12 protein-coding genes, 5 tRNA genes and 1 pseudogene are annotated in these 16834 nt (G+C 69.9%); 13 read left to right on the forward strand and 5 right to left on the reverse strand.

The genetic code is table 11. The annotated features are described in order from the left end of the window. The first annotated feature begins 2 nt into the window (after positions 1 to 2). Complete coding sequence (locus ACYVF7_RS25780) at positions 3 to 800, forward strand: SDR family NAD(P)-dependent oxidoreductase (protein ID WP_460358116.1); 798 nt, start codon at positions 3 to 5, stop codon at positions 798 to 800. A 62-nt stretch (positions 801 to 862) separates the two neighbouring features. On the opposite strand, the gene ACYVF7_RS25785 is transcribed toward ACYVF7_RS25780, so the two are convergent. Further along, positions 863 to 3130: an arylsulfatase gene (locus ACYVF7_RS25785; protein WP_460345663.1), complete on the reverse strand. Its 2268-nt coding sequence runs from the start codon at positions 3128 to 3130 to the stop codon at positions 863 to 865. Between the two features lie 174 nt (positions 3131 to 3304). After that, the gene (locus ACYVF7_RS25790; protein ID WP_460345666.1) at positions 3305 to 3637 is read right to left on the reverse strand and encodes a hypothetical protein; all 333 of its coding nucleotides are present in this window, start codon (positions 3635 to 3637) and stop codon (positions 3305 to 3307) included. A 517-nt stretch (positions 3638 to 4154) separates the two neighbouring features. Between ACYVF7_RS25790 and ACYVF7_RS25795 the strand changes: the two genes are divergently transcribed. The 4 genes from ACYVF7_RS25795 (at position 4155) to ACYVF7_RS25810 (ending at position 4981) form a co-directional block, all read left to right on the forward strand. After that, a tRNA-Trp gene (locus ACYVF7_RS25795) sits at positions 4155 to 4229 on the forward strand. A 389-nt stretch (positions 4230 to 4618) separates the two neighbouring features. After that, positions 4619 to 4708: transfer RNA gene (locus tag ACYVF7_RS25800), tRNA-Ser, on the forward strand. A 79-nt stretch (positions 4709 to 4787) separates the two neighbouring features. Then, a tRNA-Asp gene (locus ACYVF7_RS25805) sits at positions 4788 to 4863 on the forward strand. Between the two features lie 46 nt (positions 4864 to 4909). Continuing rightward, a tRNA-Arg gene (locus tag ACYVF7_RS25810) sits at positions 4910 to 4981 on the forward strand. Positions 4982 to 5222: 241 nt separating this feature from the next. On the opposite strand, the gene ACYVF7_RS25815 is transcribed toward ACYVF7_RS25810, so the two are convergent. Together ACYVF7_RS25815 and ACYVF7_RS25820 are read right to left on the reverse strand one after the other, a co-directional pair. Beyond that, complete coding sequence (locus ACYVF7_RS25815; protein WP_460345669.1) at positions 5223 to 5561, reverse strand: hypothetical protein; 339 nt, start codon at positions 5559 to 5561, stop codon at positions 5223 to 5225. A gap of 178 nt (positions 5562 to 5739) precedes the next feature. Then, positions 5740 to 7179 carry an MFS transporter gene (locus ACYVF7_RS25820; RefSeq protein ID WP_460345672.1) on the reverse strand — a complete coding sequence of 480 codons (1440 nt, stop codon included), beginning with the start codon at positions 7177 to 7179 and terminating at the stop codon, positions 5740 to 5742. Positions 7180 to 7320: 141 nt separating this feature from the next. Between ACYVF7_RS25820 and ACYVF7_RS25825 the strand changes: the two genes are divergently transcribed. The 8 genes and pseudogenes from ACYVF7_RS25825 to ACYVF7_RS25860 all read left to right on the forward strand — a co-directional run bounded on the left by ACYVF7_RS25825 (position 7321) and on the right by ACYVF7_RS25860 (position 16050). Then, positions 7321 to 8328 carry a sigma-70 family RNA polymerase sigma factor gene (locus ACYVF7_RS25825; protein WP_460345675.1) on the forward strand — a complete coding sequence of 336 codons (1008 nt, stop codon included), beginning with the start codon at positions 7321 to 7323 and terminating at the stop codon, positions 8326 to 8328. Between the two features lie 266 nt (positions 8329 to 8594). After that, positions 8595 to 8675 (forward strand) — tRNA-Tyr (locus ACYVF7_RS25830). A gap of 255 nt (positions 8676 to 8930) precedes the next feature. Next, positions 8931 to 9107 carry a DUF2334 domain-containing protein gene (locus tag ACYVF7_RS25835; RefSeq protein WP_460345678.1) on the forward strand — a complete coding sequence of 59 codons (177 nt, stop codon included), beginning with the start codon at positions 8931 to 8933 and terminating at the stop codon, positions 9105 to 9107. Between the two features lie 103 nt (positions 9108 to 9210). Then, positions 9211 to 10616 (forward strand): annotated as a pseudogene (locus tag ACYVF7_RS25840) (cytochrome ubiquinol oxidase subunit I). A gap of 15 nt (positions 10617 to 10631) precedes the next feature. After that, positions 10632 to 11654, forward strand: coding sequence for a cytochrome d ubiquinol oxidase subunit II (gene cydB, locus ACYVF7_RS25845; RefSeq protein WP_460345681.1), 1023 nt, complete (start codon positions 10632 to 10634; stop codon positions 11652 to 11654). Then, entirely contained in the window at positions 11651 to 13306 is a 1656-nt protein-coding gene (gene cydD, locus ACYVF7_RS25850) for a thiol reductant ABC exporter subunit CydD (protein ID WP_460345684.1), read from the forward strand. Before cydB ends, cydD begins: the two co-directional genes overlap by 4 nt. After that, on the forward strand, positions 13303 to 15087 hold the full coding sequence (gene cydC, locus ACYVF7_RS25855; RefSeq protein ID WP_460345687.1) for a thiol reductant ABC exporter subunit CydC: 1785 nt from the start codon (positions 13303 to 13305) through the stop codon (positions 15085 to 15087). Before cydD ends, cydC begins: the two co-directional genes overlap by 4 nt. Positions 15088 to 15195: 108 nt before the next feature. After that, the gene (locus ACYVF7_RS25860) at positions 15196 to 16050 is read left to right on the forward strand and encodes a PaaX family transcriptional regulator (protein ID WP_460345690.1); all 855 of its coding nucleotides are present in this window, start codon (positions 15196 to 15198) and stop codon (positions 16048 to 16050) included. Between the two features lie 24 nt (positions 16051 to 16074). On the opposite strand, the gene ACYVF7_RS25865 is transcribed toward ACYVF7_RS25860, so the two are convergent. After that, positions 16075 to 16815 carry an enoyl-CoA hydratase/isomerase family protein gene (locus tag ACYVF7_RS25865; RefSeq protein WP_460345693.1) on the reverse strand — a complete coding sequence of 247 codons (741 nt, stop codon included), beginning with the start codon at positions 16813 to 16815 and terminating at the stop codon, positions 16075 to 16077. Positions 16816 to 16834: the final 19 nt, after the last annotated feature.

Genomic DNA, 16834 nt, shown 5'->3' on the forward strand with positions numbered 1-16834 from the left:
CCATGCAAGCAGAGGACCGCACCGATGCAGTGGAGGCGTACTCCCGCCTGTTCAGGCTCGACGGCCGCAGGGCCGTCGTGGTGGGCGCGGGCAGCGGAATCGGCCGCGAGAGCGCCCTGGCCCTCGCCGCGCACGGCGCCACGGTGGTGTGCGCCGACCGGGACCTGACGGCGGCCACGGCGACGGCGTCGATGGGGCCGGGCCTTTCGCCGTACGCCCTCGACGTGCTCGACGGCGAGGCGGTCACGCGTGCCGCCGAGGAGTTCGGACCCGTCGACGTGCTCGTCTTCACCGCCGCGACGAACGTGCGCAAATGCCTGCTCGACTACACGGCGGAGGAGTTCGAGCGGGTCGTGGCGCTCAATCTGCGCGCGTCCTTCGACCTGGTGCGGGCCTTCGGCCGTGGCATGGCCGAACGCGGCAGGGGAAGCATCATCGGCTTCAGCTCGATCCGCGCGGTGGCCGTCGAGCCGGGGCAGGGAGTGTACGCGGCCACGAAGGCCGGCCTCGTCCAACTGTTGCGGACCGCGGCCGCCGAGCTGGGCCCGTCGGGCGTGCGGGTGAACACCATCGCCCCGGGCGTCGTGGACACACCGCTGACCGCGCAGATCAGGGCCGTGCCGGAATGGTCGGAGGCCTATGCGACCAAGAGCGCCCTGGGCCGCTGGTCCCGGCCCGACGAGCTGGCCGGCGCCGTCGTCTACCTCGCGTCGGACGCGTCATCCTTCGTCACGGGGAGCCAGCTCTTCGTGGACGGCGGCTGGACGGCGATCGACGGACGCTACACGCCGCCCAACTGACCGGACACCGGTTGAGACCGCCTCCGCGGATCAGCGGAGGCGGCCTCGACGATGGTCGCGCGTCAGTCGATTCGCTCGAAGGGCTCCTTGTCCTCCTCGTCCGGGGCGACCGTGAAGACGACCCTGTCGAGCCTTCCGGTGAACGCGAATTCGCCGTCGTAGCTGGAGGAGGAGGGCGACAGGGTGTCCCGGCCGATGTCGAGGCCCTGCCATCCCAGGAAGTGCGGGAGGACCCGCGGAATGGCCTCGGTGCCGACCGGCCTTCCCGACACGTACAGGTTTCCGACGCCCCGCATGTCACCGGTCTTGACGAATTCGAAGGTCAGCTCCGCCGGGCCGATCGGGAGTTCTTCCGTCGAGGTCACCGTGTACCGGGTGCCGAGGAAGTTGTACTCGTAGACCAGCCGGTCGTCCTTGACGTACAGGACGTATCCGCTGCTGATGTTGCCCAGGGACACCAGGACGCCCTCGTCCGACGCGGCGGCCCGGTCGACGAACGCCGTGATGCGGTGCCCGCGGTTCATCACCGGTGGCACCGCGGCGACGGGCAGATGGGCCATGCCGGGGTAGTAGGTGAAGGTGGTGCGCCTGCGCGGAGAGCCGGGACGCGGGATCTTCGCCCGGTAGGCGAATCCGTTGTCGTCGAGCGGCAGGACATCGTATTTCCCCGCTTCCACCCAGAAGCGGGCGACCATCTTCCGCAGTTGCTCGGGCCGCGCCTGCGCCAGGTCGTCGCACTCCGAGAAGTCGGTGTCGTGGTGGTAGAGCTCCCAACGGTCCGCGTCGAAGGACGTTCCGCGTTCGTGGTACGCGACGGCCTTCCAGCCGTCGTGCCAGATCGCGCGGTGCCCGAACATCTCGAAGTACTGGGCTTCCTTGCGCGTCGGCGCGGTCGGCGAGCCGAAGGTGTAGGCCATGCTGACCCCGTGGATCGGCAGTTGCGGGATGCCGTTGTAGACCGCGGGAGCCTGTAGACCGAGCAGTTCGAAAAGGGTCGGGACGATGTCGGTGACGTGATGGAACTGCTGCCTGACCTCGTCGGTGCGCGGCAGCCCCCGCGGCCAGTGCACGATGAGCGGGCAGCGGACGCCCCCTTCGTGGGTGTTCTGCTTGTAGCGCTTGAACGGGGTGTTGCCCGCCTGCGCCCAGCCCCAGGGGTAGTTGGCATGAGCGCGGGTCGTGCCGATCTCATCGATCCGCGCGACCATTTCCTCGAAGTCCTCGGGGATGCGGTTCTGGAACGCGGTGGGGTTGAGCGAACCCTTCTGCCCGCCTTCCTGACTGGCCCCGTTGTCCGAGAGCAGGATGGTGATGGTGTTCTCCATCCGGCCGATCCGCTCCAGGAACTCCATGAGCCGGCCGATGTGGTGGTCGGTGTGGTCGACCATCGCCGCATAGGCCTCCTGGAGCCGTACGGACAGTTTCTTCTCGTCGTCCGACAGTTCGTCGAAGGGAAGGACCCCGGGGTTGCGCGGCGCCAGTGCGGTGTCGGGCGGCAGGACACCCTGTTCGATCTGGCGGGCGTGCCGGGTGGCGCGCTCGACGTCCCAGCCGTGGTCGAACCGGCCCCGGTACTTCTCCAGGTATTCCCGAGGGGCCTGGTGTGGGGCGTGCGCCGCGCCGAGCGCCAGGTACAGGAAGAAGGGCTTCTCCGGAGTGACCGAAGTCTGGTCCGTGACGAATTCGATCGCCCGGTCGACCAGGTCCTCAGTGAGGTGATAGCCCTCTTTCGGGCTCTTCGGCGGAGCCACGGCGTGGTTGTCATAGAAGAGTTCCGGATAGAAGCTGTCCGTCTCGGCTTCCAGGAATCCGTAGTAGCGCTCGAACCCGCGAGACAGCGGCCACTGGGTGTACGGCCCGGACGCGGTGGTCTGCTCCATCGGCGCCAGGTGCCACTTGCCCACGGCCATGGTGTTGAAGCCGCTGTCGCACAGCACCTCGGGCAACGTCGCGGCGGCCTTGGTGATCCGTCCGCGACCGCTGGGGAAGCCGGTGTCGAAGTTGGACAGCATGCGCATGCCGACGGAGTGGTGGTTCCGGCCGGTCAGCAGGCACGCACGGCTCGGCGAGCACAGCGTGGTGGTGTGAAAGTTCGTGTAGCGAAGGCCACCGGTGGCGAGGGCGTCCATGGCTGGGGTGTCGATGTCCGAGCCGAAGCAGCCGAGGTCGGAGAAGCCGACGTCGTCGAGCACGATGACCACGACATTGGGCGTGCCCTCGGGAAGCGCCTGCGGATCAGGCCACCACGGAGTCGACTCCTCGTAGGTCGTGCCGATCTTGCCGTGGAAGGCATCGCTCGCGGACGGCGGATACGGAGAGGCGTTGGTCATCCGGGGCGCTCCTTTGGCAGATCCCTGGAGGTTCCGAGGAAGTTAACTGGTCTTACCAGTAGCCTGGGCGAAAGTTTGGCCTGCTCCCGGTGTCGTGTCAACCATGGCCACCCCATGCCGGTGCGTCCGTCTCCAGCGGCGGTCCGCCTGGCGGCCGGCCTCGTGGGCCAGGTTTCAAGTCGCCGATCCGTCGGGCGTTGATGCGCTGGTCACCACGCTGATCCGGCGGAGGCGCCGGAGGAGAAGATCAGCGTCCGATGCCGTGAGGAGAACCGTGGCCCGGACCTTGCTGACCGCGACGCCCTCGTGAAGGTCGACGGCGAGGTTCCGGACCAGGTATCTGCGAGCCCGCAACATCGTGGCGACCCGCATGACGCCGTCGAGGCCATCGGTGACGTCGACGATCACCCGCATGGGGAACTCGGTGGAAGGGAGGTCCTCGCCCAAGGGTGGCGAAGCGGCGGCCGGCAGGTTGCTGTCGTGGGGGCGCGGGTGTGCGGCGGTCATGACGGATCTCCTCGTTCGTGGTGGAAGATCCGGACCAGGTTCCGGGCGCAGTGATGAGCGCGCCGACGGCCTGGCTCAGCCGGCGCGCTCGGTAATGATCTCCCGCCGGAAGCGGGCAGCCGTGGTGCGCATCGCTGCGAACCGTAGCAGGAGGGAAGGCCGTGCCTCGAGGGCGTAGCCCAGGCGCGGCCTCGACGCCGGCGGTGAATCGCCGTATTTCTATATTGACCACCCGGCACATTCATGCTGGTTCCGCGGAACCAGGCACGCCCAGCCATCGTCAATCAGATGAGCTCACTGCAGAAAACCAGTTGAGCCTCAACGGTGAGATCCTAAGATAGACATCAGAAAGCGACAGGGAAGGAATCCGACAGTGACGTACGTGCTTGTCGATGGCTGGCACGGGCAACCGTGTTACCTGGCCGGACAGCGCCCCATGTCCCTGGAGGCCCCTGGGTAGAGACGATGAGTCCTACTCCCAGAGGCCGCCGAGGAACATCCCCAGCGGCCTTTTCTTATGGGTGAGCCAGCGGATAGGCAGCCGGTCTCCAAAACCGGCAGGATGCGGGTTCGACTCCTGCCGCCCATGCCAGACCCCTTCTTATTGGCGGGGGCACGGAATCACTTGATAACTCCACAGCGGAAGACACCAAATAAGCAGGCGCAGTCCATGGCCGTCCACGGGAAGCCTTCGGCTTCGGCTGAGAGCAACCCCAGCGACGCCAAGGGCCGCACCTGCACACGTCACCGGCGAGCCGTCGCACCGCGACGGCTCGCCGACTGCGCCGACGGGAGTAACGACCCTCGGGCGGTCATCGTCAGTCCCGGCCGGACGGACACCACCGGCCGCCGGGAGAAGCCCACGATCAGCGGCCCGTACCGGGCCGCAACGGGATGTAGGTCAGTAGGGAGACTGCCGCTGGGGAGCGGTAGCGCGGCTCGTGCCGTGCTTGGGGTTCGAGTCCCTCGATTTCCGCACCTGGAAGGTTGGCAGAGTCCGGTATTGCGCCCGCCTCGAAAGCGGTGGCCAGGGTCATACCTGCGGGGGTTCGAATCCCTCACCTTCCGCCAGATCGGCATCGGCCGCCTCGCCGCAGCGCTCCGGCGGTGTCGCACTCACGTGGCACGACGCCGCGTGGCTATCACCCCTGCTTGTGTAGCTCAGCGGCCAGAGCATCTCGTTGTCAGCGAGGGAGACGCCGGTTCGAGTCCGGTCACAAGCGCCATGCCCGGTTGGTTCAGCAGCGGTGCAGGACCTGCACCGGGTACCACGCCCTCATAGCTCAGTGGACAGAGCGCCGGCTTGCGGAGCCGGGAGCGCAGGTTCGACTCCTGCTGGGGGTACCCTGCGGAAGTTCAGGAATTCTGGGGCCTGACGGCTGTGAACTTCCGCCCTCGTTGCAGCCAGAACGCCAGACCAGTTGGCGGTTCGACTGCAACCTAGGCCCTCCCCTCGGGTCCGTGTCACCAGCCGTAAAGTAGCTGAGAGTAGTTCCTTGGGCTGTGACAGCGACGTTAGGTAGTCGCGGTTCGGTGGAGGCCAGGGTGTCCCGTGTCCGCGGATGTCCTTTTCAGGTGGTGAGGATCAGGCCTCGATCGCTCGCAGCCACCGGATCTGAGTCCTCTCGTCCAGCGCGCGGGGTGCGGTACGGGGCAGGTCGTCTCGGCCGATGTTGGCCTTGCCGAGGCCGAGGCGGGTGTGGAAGTCGTCCAGCGCGGCGAGGGCGTTGTTGCTGTAGCGCACCGACTTCTTGGGTACGGCGTCGCGGAGCAGGTAGAGGCGGTAGTCGCGCACAGCCCAGTCGCGGGCGCGCGCATTGGTGAGCGGGTCGCCCTTGGAGCGCCGGTTGGCGTCGGGGTCGGCCAGCCATGCCAGATACATGCGCACCCGCGACAGGTACGTCCGTTTGGTGTCGGCGGCCAATGGGACCTGTTCCAGCGCGGCGGCGTAGGCGTCGAGGAATTCGGCGTACGCCGTGGGCAGCGCGGTCGGCCGGGCCCTTCGCCGCCGCGGTAATGCCTCGTCGCGGAGGTCGCTCGTGTTCTCGGAAGTCGTGGCGGGGGTTTGTGATCTGCCTGGGACCGTGGTCTCGGAAGCGTGGTCATCCCCGGAGCACGGCGCTTGCCCTGCTGGCTGCTCGCCGGGACATCGTGGTTGTCGCCGTGCCCAATCCTGCCAGCGCCGCGGCCACGATCATGGCTCCGCGATAGCCGGAGGCGACCGCGGAGGCAGTGGGGTACCCGCCGGTCGCGGTGAACGCTGCCGAGGCCACTGCGACGCCGAACGCCGCGCCCACCTGTCGGACGGTGCTGAACAGACCCGACGCGGTGCCGATGTCGGCGGGCTTGACCGAGCCGACGACCGACTTGGTCAGTGCGGGCACGGCGAACGTGAAGCCGACGGCTACGACCGCCATGGCCACCGCCAGTACCGGGTACCACAGCCCGGGACGCGAGAACACCGCCGGGATGGTCGTGCCTGCCGTCTGCAGCGTCATGCCGATCACGATCATCGGCCGGGTGCCCACACGGTCGGTGGATGTGCCGGACCAGGACCCGAGGGCAAGGGGTACCAGTCCGAGCGGCAGCAGGCGGAGCCCGGCTACCAGCGGACTGTCGCCCTGAGCGTTCTGGAAGAACTGCGCGGTGAAGAACACCAGGGCTGTCAACGACGCCGACTGGAGGAAGATGCCAGCGATGCCGGACGCGAAGGCGGTGTCGGTGAACAACCGCAGCGGAATGAGAGGCTGGCTCGCTCGACGCTGCCAAGCGAGCAGGGCGACCAGGGCCACGCCGCCGAGTACGAGTGAGCCGATCACCGCCCGGTCGCCCCAGCCGTCTGTGGCAGCGCGAACCACACCCCATACCAACGCCAGCACGAACGCACCGCCGAGGACCAGTCCGAGCAGGTCCAGCGAACGCTGCCTGCCCGGCCCACCGCCCTGAACGTCACGGATGCGCAGCAGGACGGCTACCGCGGCCGCTACACCGATGGGTACGTTGACCCAGAAGATGTACGACCAGGAGAGCATCTGGGTGATGACCCCGCCGAAGACGGGTCCGAGCACGGTGGCGAGGCCGGTGACCGCGCCGAACACCCCCTGCGCCCATCCTCGTCGTTCGGTTGGGAAGGCGGCGTTGATCAGGGCGAGCGCCGTGGGCATCGTCACGGCGGCGCCGAACCCCTGCACCGCTCTGGCTCCGATGAGCACTGCGCCGTTCGGCGCGAGCGCGCAGGCCACCGACGCTACGGCGAACAGCAGCAGACCGCTCGCGTACACCCGTCGCCGGCCCCAGCGGTCTCCGAGTGCCGCCGCGGTCATCAGCAGTACGGCGAAGGTGAGTGTGTAGGCGTTGATCGTCCAGTCCAGTGTGGCGATGGAGGCATGCAGCGCGACCCGTAGTGTCGGCAGGGCCGTCGTCACCGCGAACAGGTCCAGGATCACCAGGAATGAACCGACACTCGCCAGCGCGAGCGTCCACCGCTGATCGGCGGTCAGTTGATTCGAGGGCGGTGCGGTGAGTGTCGATCGGGATGACATCGGTCTCCTCGGGTTGGCCGGCAGTGACACTGCTGGGTAGACCCGCTGGACGCCGAAAACCGGGCGCGCCCGGTTTTCGGCGCGGCCGGTGTCATCACAACTGGACGATTATGCGAGTTCGGACGCAGCGAGGACGGGGTCATGGACGAGGTGTTGCTGTCGGGAGCACGCGAGGGCGACGCGGAAGCGTTCGGCAAGCTCACCGAGCCGTACCGGAGGGAGCTTCAGGTGCACTGCTATCGGCTGGTGGGTTCGGTTGCCGAAGCCGAGGATCTGGTCCAGGAGACGCTGCTGGCGGCCTGGCGCGGAATCGGCGGTTTCGCGGGGCGTTCCTCGATACGCACCTGGTTGTACCGGATCGCGACCAACCGCTGCCTGAACGCGTTGCGTGATCGCAGCCACCGGCCGTCTCCGGTCGCCGCCCCGCCTCCGGTTCCGCTGCCTGAGCCGAACCGGCTCAGCGAGGTTCCGTGGCTCGAGCCCTACCCCGACACGCTGACCGGGTTCGGCGAGCCGGTCCCCGGCCCAGAAGCACGTGTGGAGAGCCGCGAGGCCGTATCACTCGCGTTCGTCGCCGCCGTACAGACCATGCCGCCCCGCCAGCGGGCCATCCTCGTGCTACGCGACGTGCTCGGATTCCGAGGCGCCGAAGTCGCGGAGATGCTCGACACAACCGTGGACGCCGTCGCGAGCGGCCTCAAGAGGGCACGCAGCGCACTGGCGAATCGCGAGCAGTCAGCAGACTCGCCGCTGCCGAACTCCCCGACCGAACGTCGCGTCATGGACGCGTTCGTCGCCGCCTTTGAGCAGTGCGACGTGCCCGCGCTGGTCGAGCTGCTCACCGACGACGCTTGGTTCACCATGCCACCACTGCCGCAGGAATACCAAGGCCACGACGCCATCGCTGACTTCTTCGCCGAAATCGGCTTTGTGCGCGGCACTCGGCGGTTCCGCCTCATTCCGACCAGAGCCAACGGCCAGCCCGCATTCGGCCGCTATCTGCGCGACCCCTACGCCGGCATCGCCCGCGCGCACGGACTGACCGTGCTCACTCTCGACGGCGACCACATAAGCCAAATCACAGCCTTCCTCGACACCGGCACGCTCCCGCGATTCGGCCTGCCCCGCATCCTGGCCGACAACGGTTGAGGTAGCCGATCGCGACTCCACCGATCACGGGGCAGACCAGAGCCTCCACCGAACCCGGGGCGGTTCAGTCACGAACCCGGTTGGCTCAATGGGAGAGCGACGCACGCTTCGTAAGGGACTAACCGACCAGCAACGGCGGGAGATCGCACGCCGCCTCGACGCAGGCGAACGTGCTGCCGACCTTGCCCAGGAGTTCATCATCGCCCGGGAGTATGTCTACCGGGCAGCACGACGTGGCCGTTCGACGTAGTCCGGTCGGTCACCCCGCGCGAGCTGGGCATGTGGTGAGCCCACCCCGCTGTAAACGGGACGTTTCGGCTGTGGCGGTTCGACTCCGTCCTCGCGCACAATGCCGGTGGGCCGGCCGCTCTCGAAGCCGGCCGGGGCCGGCCGAGGTGTCTTCCGCTGTGGAGGCCTGCGGTCCGCGCGCGAGGCGTGCCGGGATGCGGCGGCGTGCGAATACCACGAGGCGTTGGCCGCTGACCTCTGCAAAGCCAACCGTTCAAGTCGTCAGAGCACGGCAAAATCGATCGGCCCTTCTGGCTGATCAGCCTTCTTGAATCAGGTCGGACAGAGACATCTTCGACGCCCTGGACGCGGGTGTGCAGACACGGCACCGGGCACTGGTCCGGCTGGAGGACGTCAACCCCACCATCGATCCCGCCGACATTCGCGCGATCACGGACTACCTGTCCGGTCAGCACGTGCCGTTCGCCCCGGCGTCTTCCCGGTCTTCCGCGACCCCAATGGCGCGAGCGACGACGACGCGGGTGGTGTGACCGACGTTACGGATCGTGTGGTGACGACGAGCCTCTAGGATCAACTACGAGAGGTAGTACTACGAGTCGTAGTACTTCGTAGTAGTTGACGGGAGGCGCGGGGATGAACCCGCTCGACATCGCCCGGTGGCAGTTCGGGATCACCACGATCTACCACTTCTTCTTCGTTCCCCTGACGATCGGGCTTTCCGCGCTCGTCGCGGGCTTGCAGACGGCATGGGTACGGACGGGCGCCACGCGGTACCTGCGCGCGACGAAGTTCTGGGGGAAGCTCCTCCTGATCAACTTCGCGATGGGGATCGTCACCGGGATCGTGCAGGAGTTCCAGTTCGGGATGAACTGGAGCGCCTACTCCCGGTTCGTCGGTGACGTCTTCGGCGCTCCGCTGGCGATGGAGGGCCTGCTCGCGTTCTTCCTCGAGTCGACCTTCCTGGGACTGTGGATCTTCGGCTGGGACAAGCTGCCGAAGAAGCTCCACCTGGCCTGCATCTGGATCGTCGCCGTCGGGACGCTGCTGTCGGCGTACTTCATCCTCGCCGCCAACTCCTGGATGCAGCACCCGGTCGGCTACCACATCGATCCGGCCACCGGGCGAGCCCGGCTCACCGACTTCTGGGCCGTGCTCACCAACTCCACGATGCTCGTCGCCTTCCCGCACACGATCACCGCGGCGTTCGTCACGGGGGGACTGTTCATGGTCGGCGTCAGCGCGTGGCACCTGGCCCGGCGGCGGCACGTCGAGGTCTTCCGGCCGTCGCTGAAAATCGCCCTGGTCGTCACGCTGATCGCCTCGCTCGGCGTGGCCGTCACGGGCGACCTGCAGGGCAAGGTCATGACCAGGCAGCAGCCGATGAAGATGGCCGCGGCCGAGGCCCTGTACAAGACGGAGCAGCCCGCGGCGTTCTCGCTGTTCACCGTGGGCACCCTCGACGGCCGCAAGGAGGTCTTCAGCGTCAAGGTCCCACGGCTCCTGTCGTTCCTGGCCACCGGGAGCTTCAGCGGCAGGGTCGACGGCATCAATGACGTGCAGGCAGCCGAACGGGCCAAGTACGGCCCGGGGAACTACCGCCCGGTCGTCCCGGTGACCTACTGGAACTTCCGGATCATGGCCGGCATCGGATTCCTCACCGCGCTCATCGCCCTGCTCGGCCTGTGGCTCATGCGGCGCGGACGCCTTCCCAAGAACCGCTGGATCTGGCGGGCGGCGTGCTGTCGCTCATCCTGCCGTTCGTCGCGAACTCCGCTGGCTGGATCTTCACCGAGATGGGCCGCCAGCCCTGGTCGGTGTACGGGGTCCTCAAGACCTCGGCGAGCGTCTCGCCGGGTGTCTCGGCCACGTCGATGCTCATCTCCGTCCTCGCGCTGACCACGCTCTACGGCGTCCTCATCGTCATCGAGACCGGGCTGATGGCCCGGTACGTCAAGGCCGGCCCGCCCTCGGAGGAGGACGTCGCGCCGCCTCCGCCCGGCGACGAGTCCGCCGAACAACCGCTCACCTTCGCCTACTGACAAGGGGTCTGCGCCATGGAGACCACCACCGTCTGGTTCGTCATCATCGCCTTCATGTGGACCGGCTACTTCTTCCTGGAGGGCTTCGACTTCGGCGTCGGCGCTCTGCTGCCGGTGCTCGGCCGGGACGACACCGAGCGCCGCGTCCTGCTGAACGCCATCGGGCCGGTCTGGGACGGCAACGAGGTCTGGTTCATCGTCGCGGGCGCCGGGACGTTCGCCGCCTTCCCGGAGTGGTACGCCAGCCTGTTCAGTGGGTTCTACCTGCCCCTCCTGATGGTGCTGCTCGCGCTGATCGTGCGCGGCGTGGCGTTCGAGTACCGCGGCAAGCGCGAGGAGCCGCACTGGCGGCGCCGCTGGGATCGCGCGATCTTCTGGGGCAGCGTCGTCCCCGCGTTCATGTGGGGCGTGATCTTCGCGAACCTCACCCGGGGCGTGCGGCTGGACGCCCGGCACGAGTACGTCGGCACGCTGACCGACCTGCTGAACCCCTACGCCCTGCTCGGCGGGCTCACCACGCTCACGCTGTTCGTCCTGCACGGCGCGGTCTTCCTGACGCTCAAGACGGCGGGGGACGTCCGTGCGCGGGCCGCCCGGGTCGCGAAGGTCGCCGTGGCGGCCGCGATCGCGGTGGGCGGGCTGTTCCTGCTGATCACGCAGCTTCAGCACGGCAAGCCGGTGACCTGGGTCACCGTGGCGGCGGCCGCCGCGGGCCTGGTCGGCGCGGCCGTCGCGATCGTCCGTGGACGCGACGGCTGGGCGTTCGTCGGCACCGGCCTGGCCATCGTGTGCGCGGTCGTGACGCTATTCACGGCGCTGTTCCCGGACGTCATGCCCTCGACGATCGCCGCCGCCAACAGTCTCACCACGACCAACGCCGCGTCCTCCCCGTACACGCTGAAGATCATGACGATCGCCGCGGTCGCGTTCACCCCGCTGGTCGTGCTCTACCAGGGCTGGACGTACTGGGTGTTCCGCCGGCGCATCGACGCCGCGCACATCCGCCCGGCGCGACGCGTCCCGGAGCCGACGAGATGAGACCCTTCGACCCGCGGCTCCTGAGGTACGCCCGGACGACGCGGGCGTACCTCGCCGGGTCGGTGATCCTCGGCACCGCCACGGCCGGGCTGGTCATCGCGCAGGCGACCCTGCTCGCGGCCCTGATCAGCGATGCCTTCCTCGGCGGCGCCTCGCTCGCCGCGTCCCGTACGCCGCTGCTGCTCCTCCTGGCCGTCGTCGCGGGCCGGGCGCTGGTCGCCTGGCTGCAGGAGGTCGCCGCGCACCGCTCGTCCGCGGCGGTGAAGTCGCAGTTGCGCGGGCTCCTGCTCGAACGGGCGATGGCGCTCGGCCCGCGGTGGCTGTCCGGCGAGCGCAGTGGCGAGCTCGCCACCCTCGCCACGCGCGGAATCGACGCGCTGGACGGCTACTTCTCGCGGTACCTCCCGCAACTCGTGCTGGCCGGGCTCGTGCCGGCGGCGGTGGGCGCGCGGATCCTGTTCGGCGACTGGTCGTCGGCGCTGATCATCGCGCTGACGCTGCCGCTGATCCCGGTCTTCGCGATCCTGGTCGGGCTGGCCGCGCAGCGGAAGATGGACCGGCAGTGGCGCACGCTCTCCCTGCTGTCCGGGCACTTCCTCGACGTCGTCGAGGGCCTGCCGACCCTGAAGGTCTTCGGCCGGGCGAAGGCACAGGCGCGCGCCGTCCGGGAGGTCACCGAGCGGTACCGCGCCGAGACCATGGCGAGCCTGCGGGTGGCGTTCCTGTCCGCGCTGGCGCTGGAGCTGCTCTCGACGATCTCCGTGGCCCTCGTCGCGGTGTCGATCGGACTGCGGCTCGTCGACGGAGAGGTCGGCCTGCGGACGGCGCTGCTCGTCCTGATCCTCGCGCCGGAGGCGTATCTTCCGCTGCGCCAGGTCGGCGCGCAGTACCACGCGAGCGTCGAGGGGATCACCGCCGCCCAGCGGATCTTCGAGGTGATCGAGACGCCGCTCCCGCGCCACGGCACGCGGACCGACGTGCCCGACCCGGCGCTCGCGACGATCAGGCTGGAGGACGTGACGGTGGCGTACGAGGAGCGGGAGGCCCCGGCACTCGACGGGTTCTCACTCGTCGTACGCCCGGGGGAGACCGTCGCGCTCACCGGGCCGAGCGGGTCCGGCAAGTCGACGCTGCTCGCCGTGCTCCTCGGGTTCGTCCGCCCGGACGCGGGGCGTGTCCTCGTGGACGGAGTCGACCTCGGAGCGTTCGACCCGGACGCCTGGCGGGCGCGGGTCGCCTGGGTTCCCCAGCGGCCGTACCTGTTCGCCGGCACCGTCGCCGACAACATCCGCCTGGGCCGCCCGGACGCCTCCGACGAGGACGTACGGCGAGCCGCACGCGACGCCTTCGCCGAGGAGTTCGTCGACGCGCTGCCGCAGGGCTTCGCCACCCCGCTCGGCGAGCGCGGCACCGGCCTGTCCGCCGGGCAGCGCCGGCGGATCGCGCTCGCCCGCGCGTTCCTGCGTGACGCCCCGCTGCTGCTGCTCGACGAGCCGACGGCAAGCCTCGACACCGAGAGCGAGGCCGCGGTGATCGAGGCCGTACGGCGCCTGGCGGCCGGGCGCACGGTCGTCCTCGTCGCGCACCGGCCGGCCCTGGCCGCGTTCGCCGACCGGGTCGTACACGTCGGAGCGATGGAGGCGGTGGCATGAGAGCGAGAATCGCCACGTCGGCCGGGCGAACCGGCGGGCCGGTCCTCCGGCTGATCGCGGCGGCCCGGCCGGCGGGCGGCCGGATGGCGCTCGCCGCGCTGTGCGGCACGCTGGCGCTCGGCAGTGGCGTCGGGTTGATGGCGACGTCCGCCTGGCTCATCTCCCGGGCCGCGCAGCACCCGCCGGTGCTCATGCTCATGGTCGCGATCGTGGCGGTGCGGGCGTTCGGGATCGGCCGGGGCGTGTTCCGCTACGCCGAACGACTGATCGGCCACGACGCGACGTTCCGTGTCCTCGCCGACCTGCGGGCACGGGTGTACGAGCGGCTGGAACGGCTCGTCCCGGCCGGGCTCCCCAGAGCGCGCGGCGGCGACCTGCTCGGCCGGCTCGTCGCCGACGTCGACGCCGTCCAGGACCTCTACCTCCGCGTGTTGCTGCCCTCCGTGGCCGCCGTCCTCGTCGGCGGCGCGTCGGTGGGCCTGGCGTGGGCCCTGCTGCCGTCCGCGGGTGTGCTCCTGCTGGCCGGCCTGCTCGTCGCGGGCGTCTGTGCCCCGTGGCTGTCGGCCACCGTGGCCCGGCGCGCGGAACACCGGACGGCCGATCTGCGCGGCGAACTGACCGCACAGGTCGTCGACTCGCTGCGCGGGGCTCCCGAGCTGGTGGCCTACGGCGCCGCCGCCGACCGGCTCGCCACGGCCGAACACCTGGATCGCGAACTCACTCGGGCGTCGGCCCGCTCGGCCGGCACCGCGGGGGCCGGTGCGGCCATCACGGCGCTGGCCGGCGGCCTCGCGGTCTGGGGCGCCCTCGTGGCCGGCGTGCCGGCCGTGCGGTCCGGGCGGCTCGACGGCACGCTGCTCGCCGTGGTCGCGCTGCTCCCGCTGGCGGCGTTCGAGGTGGTGGCCGGGCTGCCACTCGCGGCGCAGCACCTGCAGCGGGTACGCCGCTCGGCCGCCCGCGTCTTCGCCGTGCTGGACCGGGACGAGCCGGTGCGCGACCCGGAGGCCCCGGCGGCGCTGCCGCCGGCCCCGTACACCCTGCGGGTCGAGGACCTGCGGGCCCGGTGGACGCCCGACGGGCCGTACGTCCTCGACGGCGTCTCCCTCGACCTCACGCCGGGCCGCAGGTGCGCCGTCGTCGGGCCGAGCGGGTCGGGCAAGACGACGCTGACCGCCGTCCTGCTGCGCTTCCTCCCGTCCGCGTCGGGACTCGTGTCGCTGAACGGCGTCGAGCTGCGGGAGCTCGCCGGCGACGACGTGCGCCGCGTGGTCGGGCTGTGCGCGCAGGACGCCCACCTGTTCGACACGACGATCGGGGAGAACATCCGGCTCGCCCGGCGGTCCGCCACCGAGGAGGAGATCCGCGACGCCCTGAGCCGGGCCCGGCTGCTGGACTGGGTCGACGGGCTCCCGCGGGGACTGGACACCCGGGTCGGCGAAGAGGGCGCCCAGGTCTCCGGCGGCCAGCGCCAGCGCATCGCGCTGGCCCGCGCCCTACTGGCCGACTTCCCGGTGCTGTTGCTCGACGAGCCCGCCGAACACCTCGACACCGCGACCGCCGACGAACTCACCGCCGACCTGCTCGCGGCCACCGAGGGGCGGACCACTCTGCTCGTCACCCACCGCCTGGCCGCGCTGGGCGCCGTCGACGAGATCATCGTGCTCGACGCCGGCCGCGTGGTGCAGCGCGGCCGCCACGGGGACCTGCTGGCCCGACCCGGGCCGTACCGGACGATGTGGCGACGCGAGCGCGAGGGCGACCGGCGATCGAGGGCGGCGTAGCGGTCCAGGGCGCTTCCGCTACGTGGAGGGGGTAACCCGTCAGGCTCTTGTAGCATTAATGGTCTGGTTTCCGAGGACGATGCCCAGTTGAGGAGTGTTCCGTCGGCCATGTCGCGTGACGAGAGCACGACCACGCCGTCCTATACCCGTCGCCGGCAGAGCGGTTCGGGCAGCGCCCGGTCGTTGCTGCTGACCGTGTTCGGCGAGTACGTGCTGCCGCAGGGCCGGCCGGTGTGGACGTCGACGCTGCTGCAGGTGCTGGGCGGCCTGGAGATCGAGGAGAAGTCGGCCCGGCAGGCGCTGAACCGGATGGCGGCCGACGGCTGGATCATGGCGGACCGTGCGGGGCGGCGAGTCCGCTGGGAGTTGACCGAGCATGGCCGCGCGCTGCTGAGCGAGGGCGCGGAGCGGATCTACTCGTTCGGCCGCGAGCGTGACTCATGGGACGGGCGCTGGCTCCTGCTGCTGGTCAGCGTGCCGGAGTCGAGACGCGATCTGCGCCATCAGCTGCGGACGAGGCTGACGTGGGCGGGCCTGGGCAGTCCGATGCCGGGGGTGTGGATCAGCCCGCACGGCTCGCGGGAGGCCGAGGCCAAGCAGGTGATGGACGGCCTCGGCCTGGACGTCACGGTCTTCTCCGTCTGCGGCCCGTTCTCGGGCATCGGCTCGGAGCGCACCATGGTGGAGCAGGCCTGGCATCTGGGCGACCTGGCCGCCGCCTATGAGGGTTTCGTCCGGGAGTTCGCCGGGCTGCGGCCCGCGCCCGACGACGAGGTGCTGCTCGCCCAGATCCGCCTGGTGGACGCGTGGCGGCGGTTCCCCGGGCTGGACCCGCAGCTGCCGCTGGAGCTGCTGCCGCCGCACTGGATCGGGGTGCGTGCCGCGAACATCTTCACGGACCTGCATCAGGCGTGGCATGAGGCCGCCCAGCGGCGCTGGGCGGCGCTGTCCGCCGAGGACTGAGTCAGACCGGTCCGGCCACGCGGGTCACCGCTTTCGCCGCTCCAGGAACGCCGTCATCCGGGCGTGCTTGTCGTCGCTCTCGAACAGCAGGGCCTGCGCGGCCAGGTCAAAGCCGGTGGTCGTGGGCTGCCTGCTGCGCAGGGCGAGTTTGGTCAGCTCCAGCGCACGCCAGGACCGCTCGGCGATGGTGTTCGCCAGCACCCGGCCGCGCTCGGGCAGTTCGGCGCCGTCGTCGGTCACCTCGTCGACCAGACCGGCGGTGAGCGCCTGGTGTGCGTCGAGCCGCGCTCCGGCGTACAGCATGCGGCGGGCGATGGGCAGGCCGACCAACTGCGGCAGCCGCCAGTTCGCGCCGGCGCCCGCGATGATGCCCAGCGACAGCTCCGGCTGGGCGAACCGGGCGTTGCCCGAGGCGATCCGGAAGTCGCAGGCCAGCGCCAGCTCACAGCCGCCGCCGAGGGCAGGGCCGTCGATGAGCGCGATGGTCGGCCAGCGGTGGGCCTCCAGCCGCTCGAACAGTCCGGCGTTGATGGCGAGCAGCGCCGCGTCGGCGTCGCGGTCGCGCAACTCGGCGATGTCGGCGCCGGCGGCGAACATGCCGGGCGTGGTGGAGTGCACGATCAGGACGCACGGGCTGCGGCGGGCCTCGTCCAGCACCGTCTCCAGCTCGGCGACCATCGCCTGGTCCAGCGCGTTGTGCTTGGCCGGCCGGTCGAGGCCGACCCACCACAGATGGTCCTCGCGGCGGACCTGGACCAGTGTCATGAGGTTCGCTCTAGCAGGT

Source organism: Actinoallomurus acanthiterrae, assembly GCF_054775715.1.

Bases quoted from the DNA above. Each gene is read 5' to 3' on its own strand.
- ACYVF7_RS25780 (WP_460358116.1), top strand. From the start codon at position 3: ATGCAAGCAGAGGACCGCACCGATGCAGTGGAGGCGTACTCCCGCCTG.
- ACYVF7_RS25785 (WP_460345663.1), bottom strand. From the start codon at position 3,130: ATGACCAACGCCTCTCCGTATCCGCCGTCCGCGAGCGATGCCTTCCAC.
- ACYVF7_RS25790 (WP_460345666.1), bottom strand. From the start codon at position 3,637: ATGACCGCCGCACACCCGCGCCCCCACGACAGCAACCTGCCGGCCGCC.
- ACYVF7_RS25820 (WP_460345672.1), bottom strand. From the start codon at position 7,179: ATGTCATCCCGATCGACACTCACCGCACCGCCCTCGAATCAACTGACC.
- ACYVF7_RS25825 (WP_460345675.1), top strand. From the start codon at position 7,321: ATGGACGAGGTGTTGCTGTCGGGAGCACGCGAGGGCGACGCGGAAGCG.
- cydB (WP_460345681.1), top strand. From the start codon at position 10,632: ATGGAGACCACCACCGTCTGGTTCGTCATCATCGCCTTCATGTGGACC.
- cydD (WP_460345684.1), top strand. From the start codon at position 11,651: ATGAGACCCTTCGACCCGCGGCTCCTGAGGTACGCCCGGACGACGCGG.
- cydC (WP_460345687.1), top strand. From the start codon at position 13,303: ATGAGAGCGAGAATCGCCACGTCGGCCGGGCGAACCGGCGGGCCGGTC.
- ACYVF7_RS25860 (WP_460345690.1), top strand. From the start codon at position 15,196: ATGTCGCGTGACGAGAGCACGACCACGCCGTCCTATACCCGTCGCCGG.
- ACYVF7_RS25865 (WP_460345693.1), bottom strand. From the start codon at position 16,815: ATGACACTGGTCCAGGTCCGCCGCGAGGACCATCTGTGGTGGGTCGGC.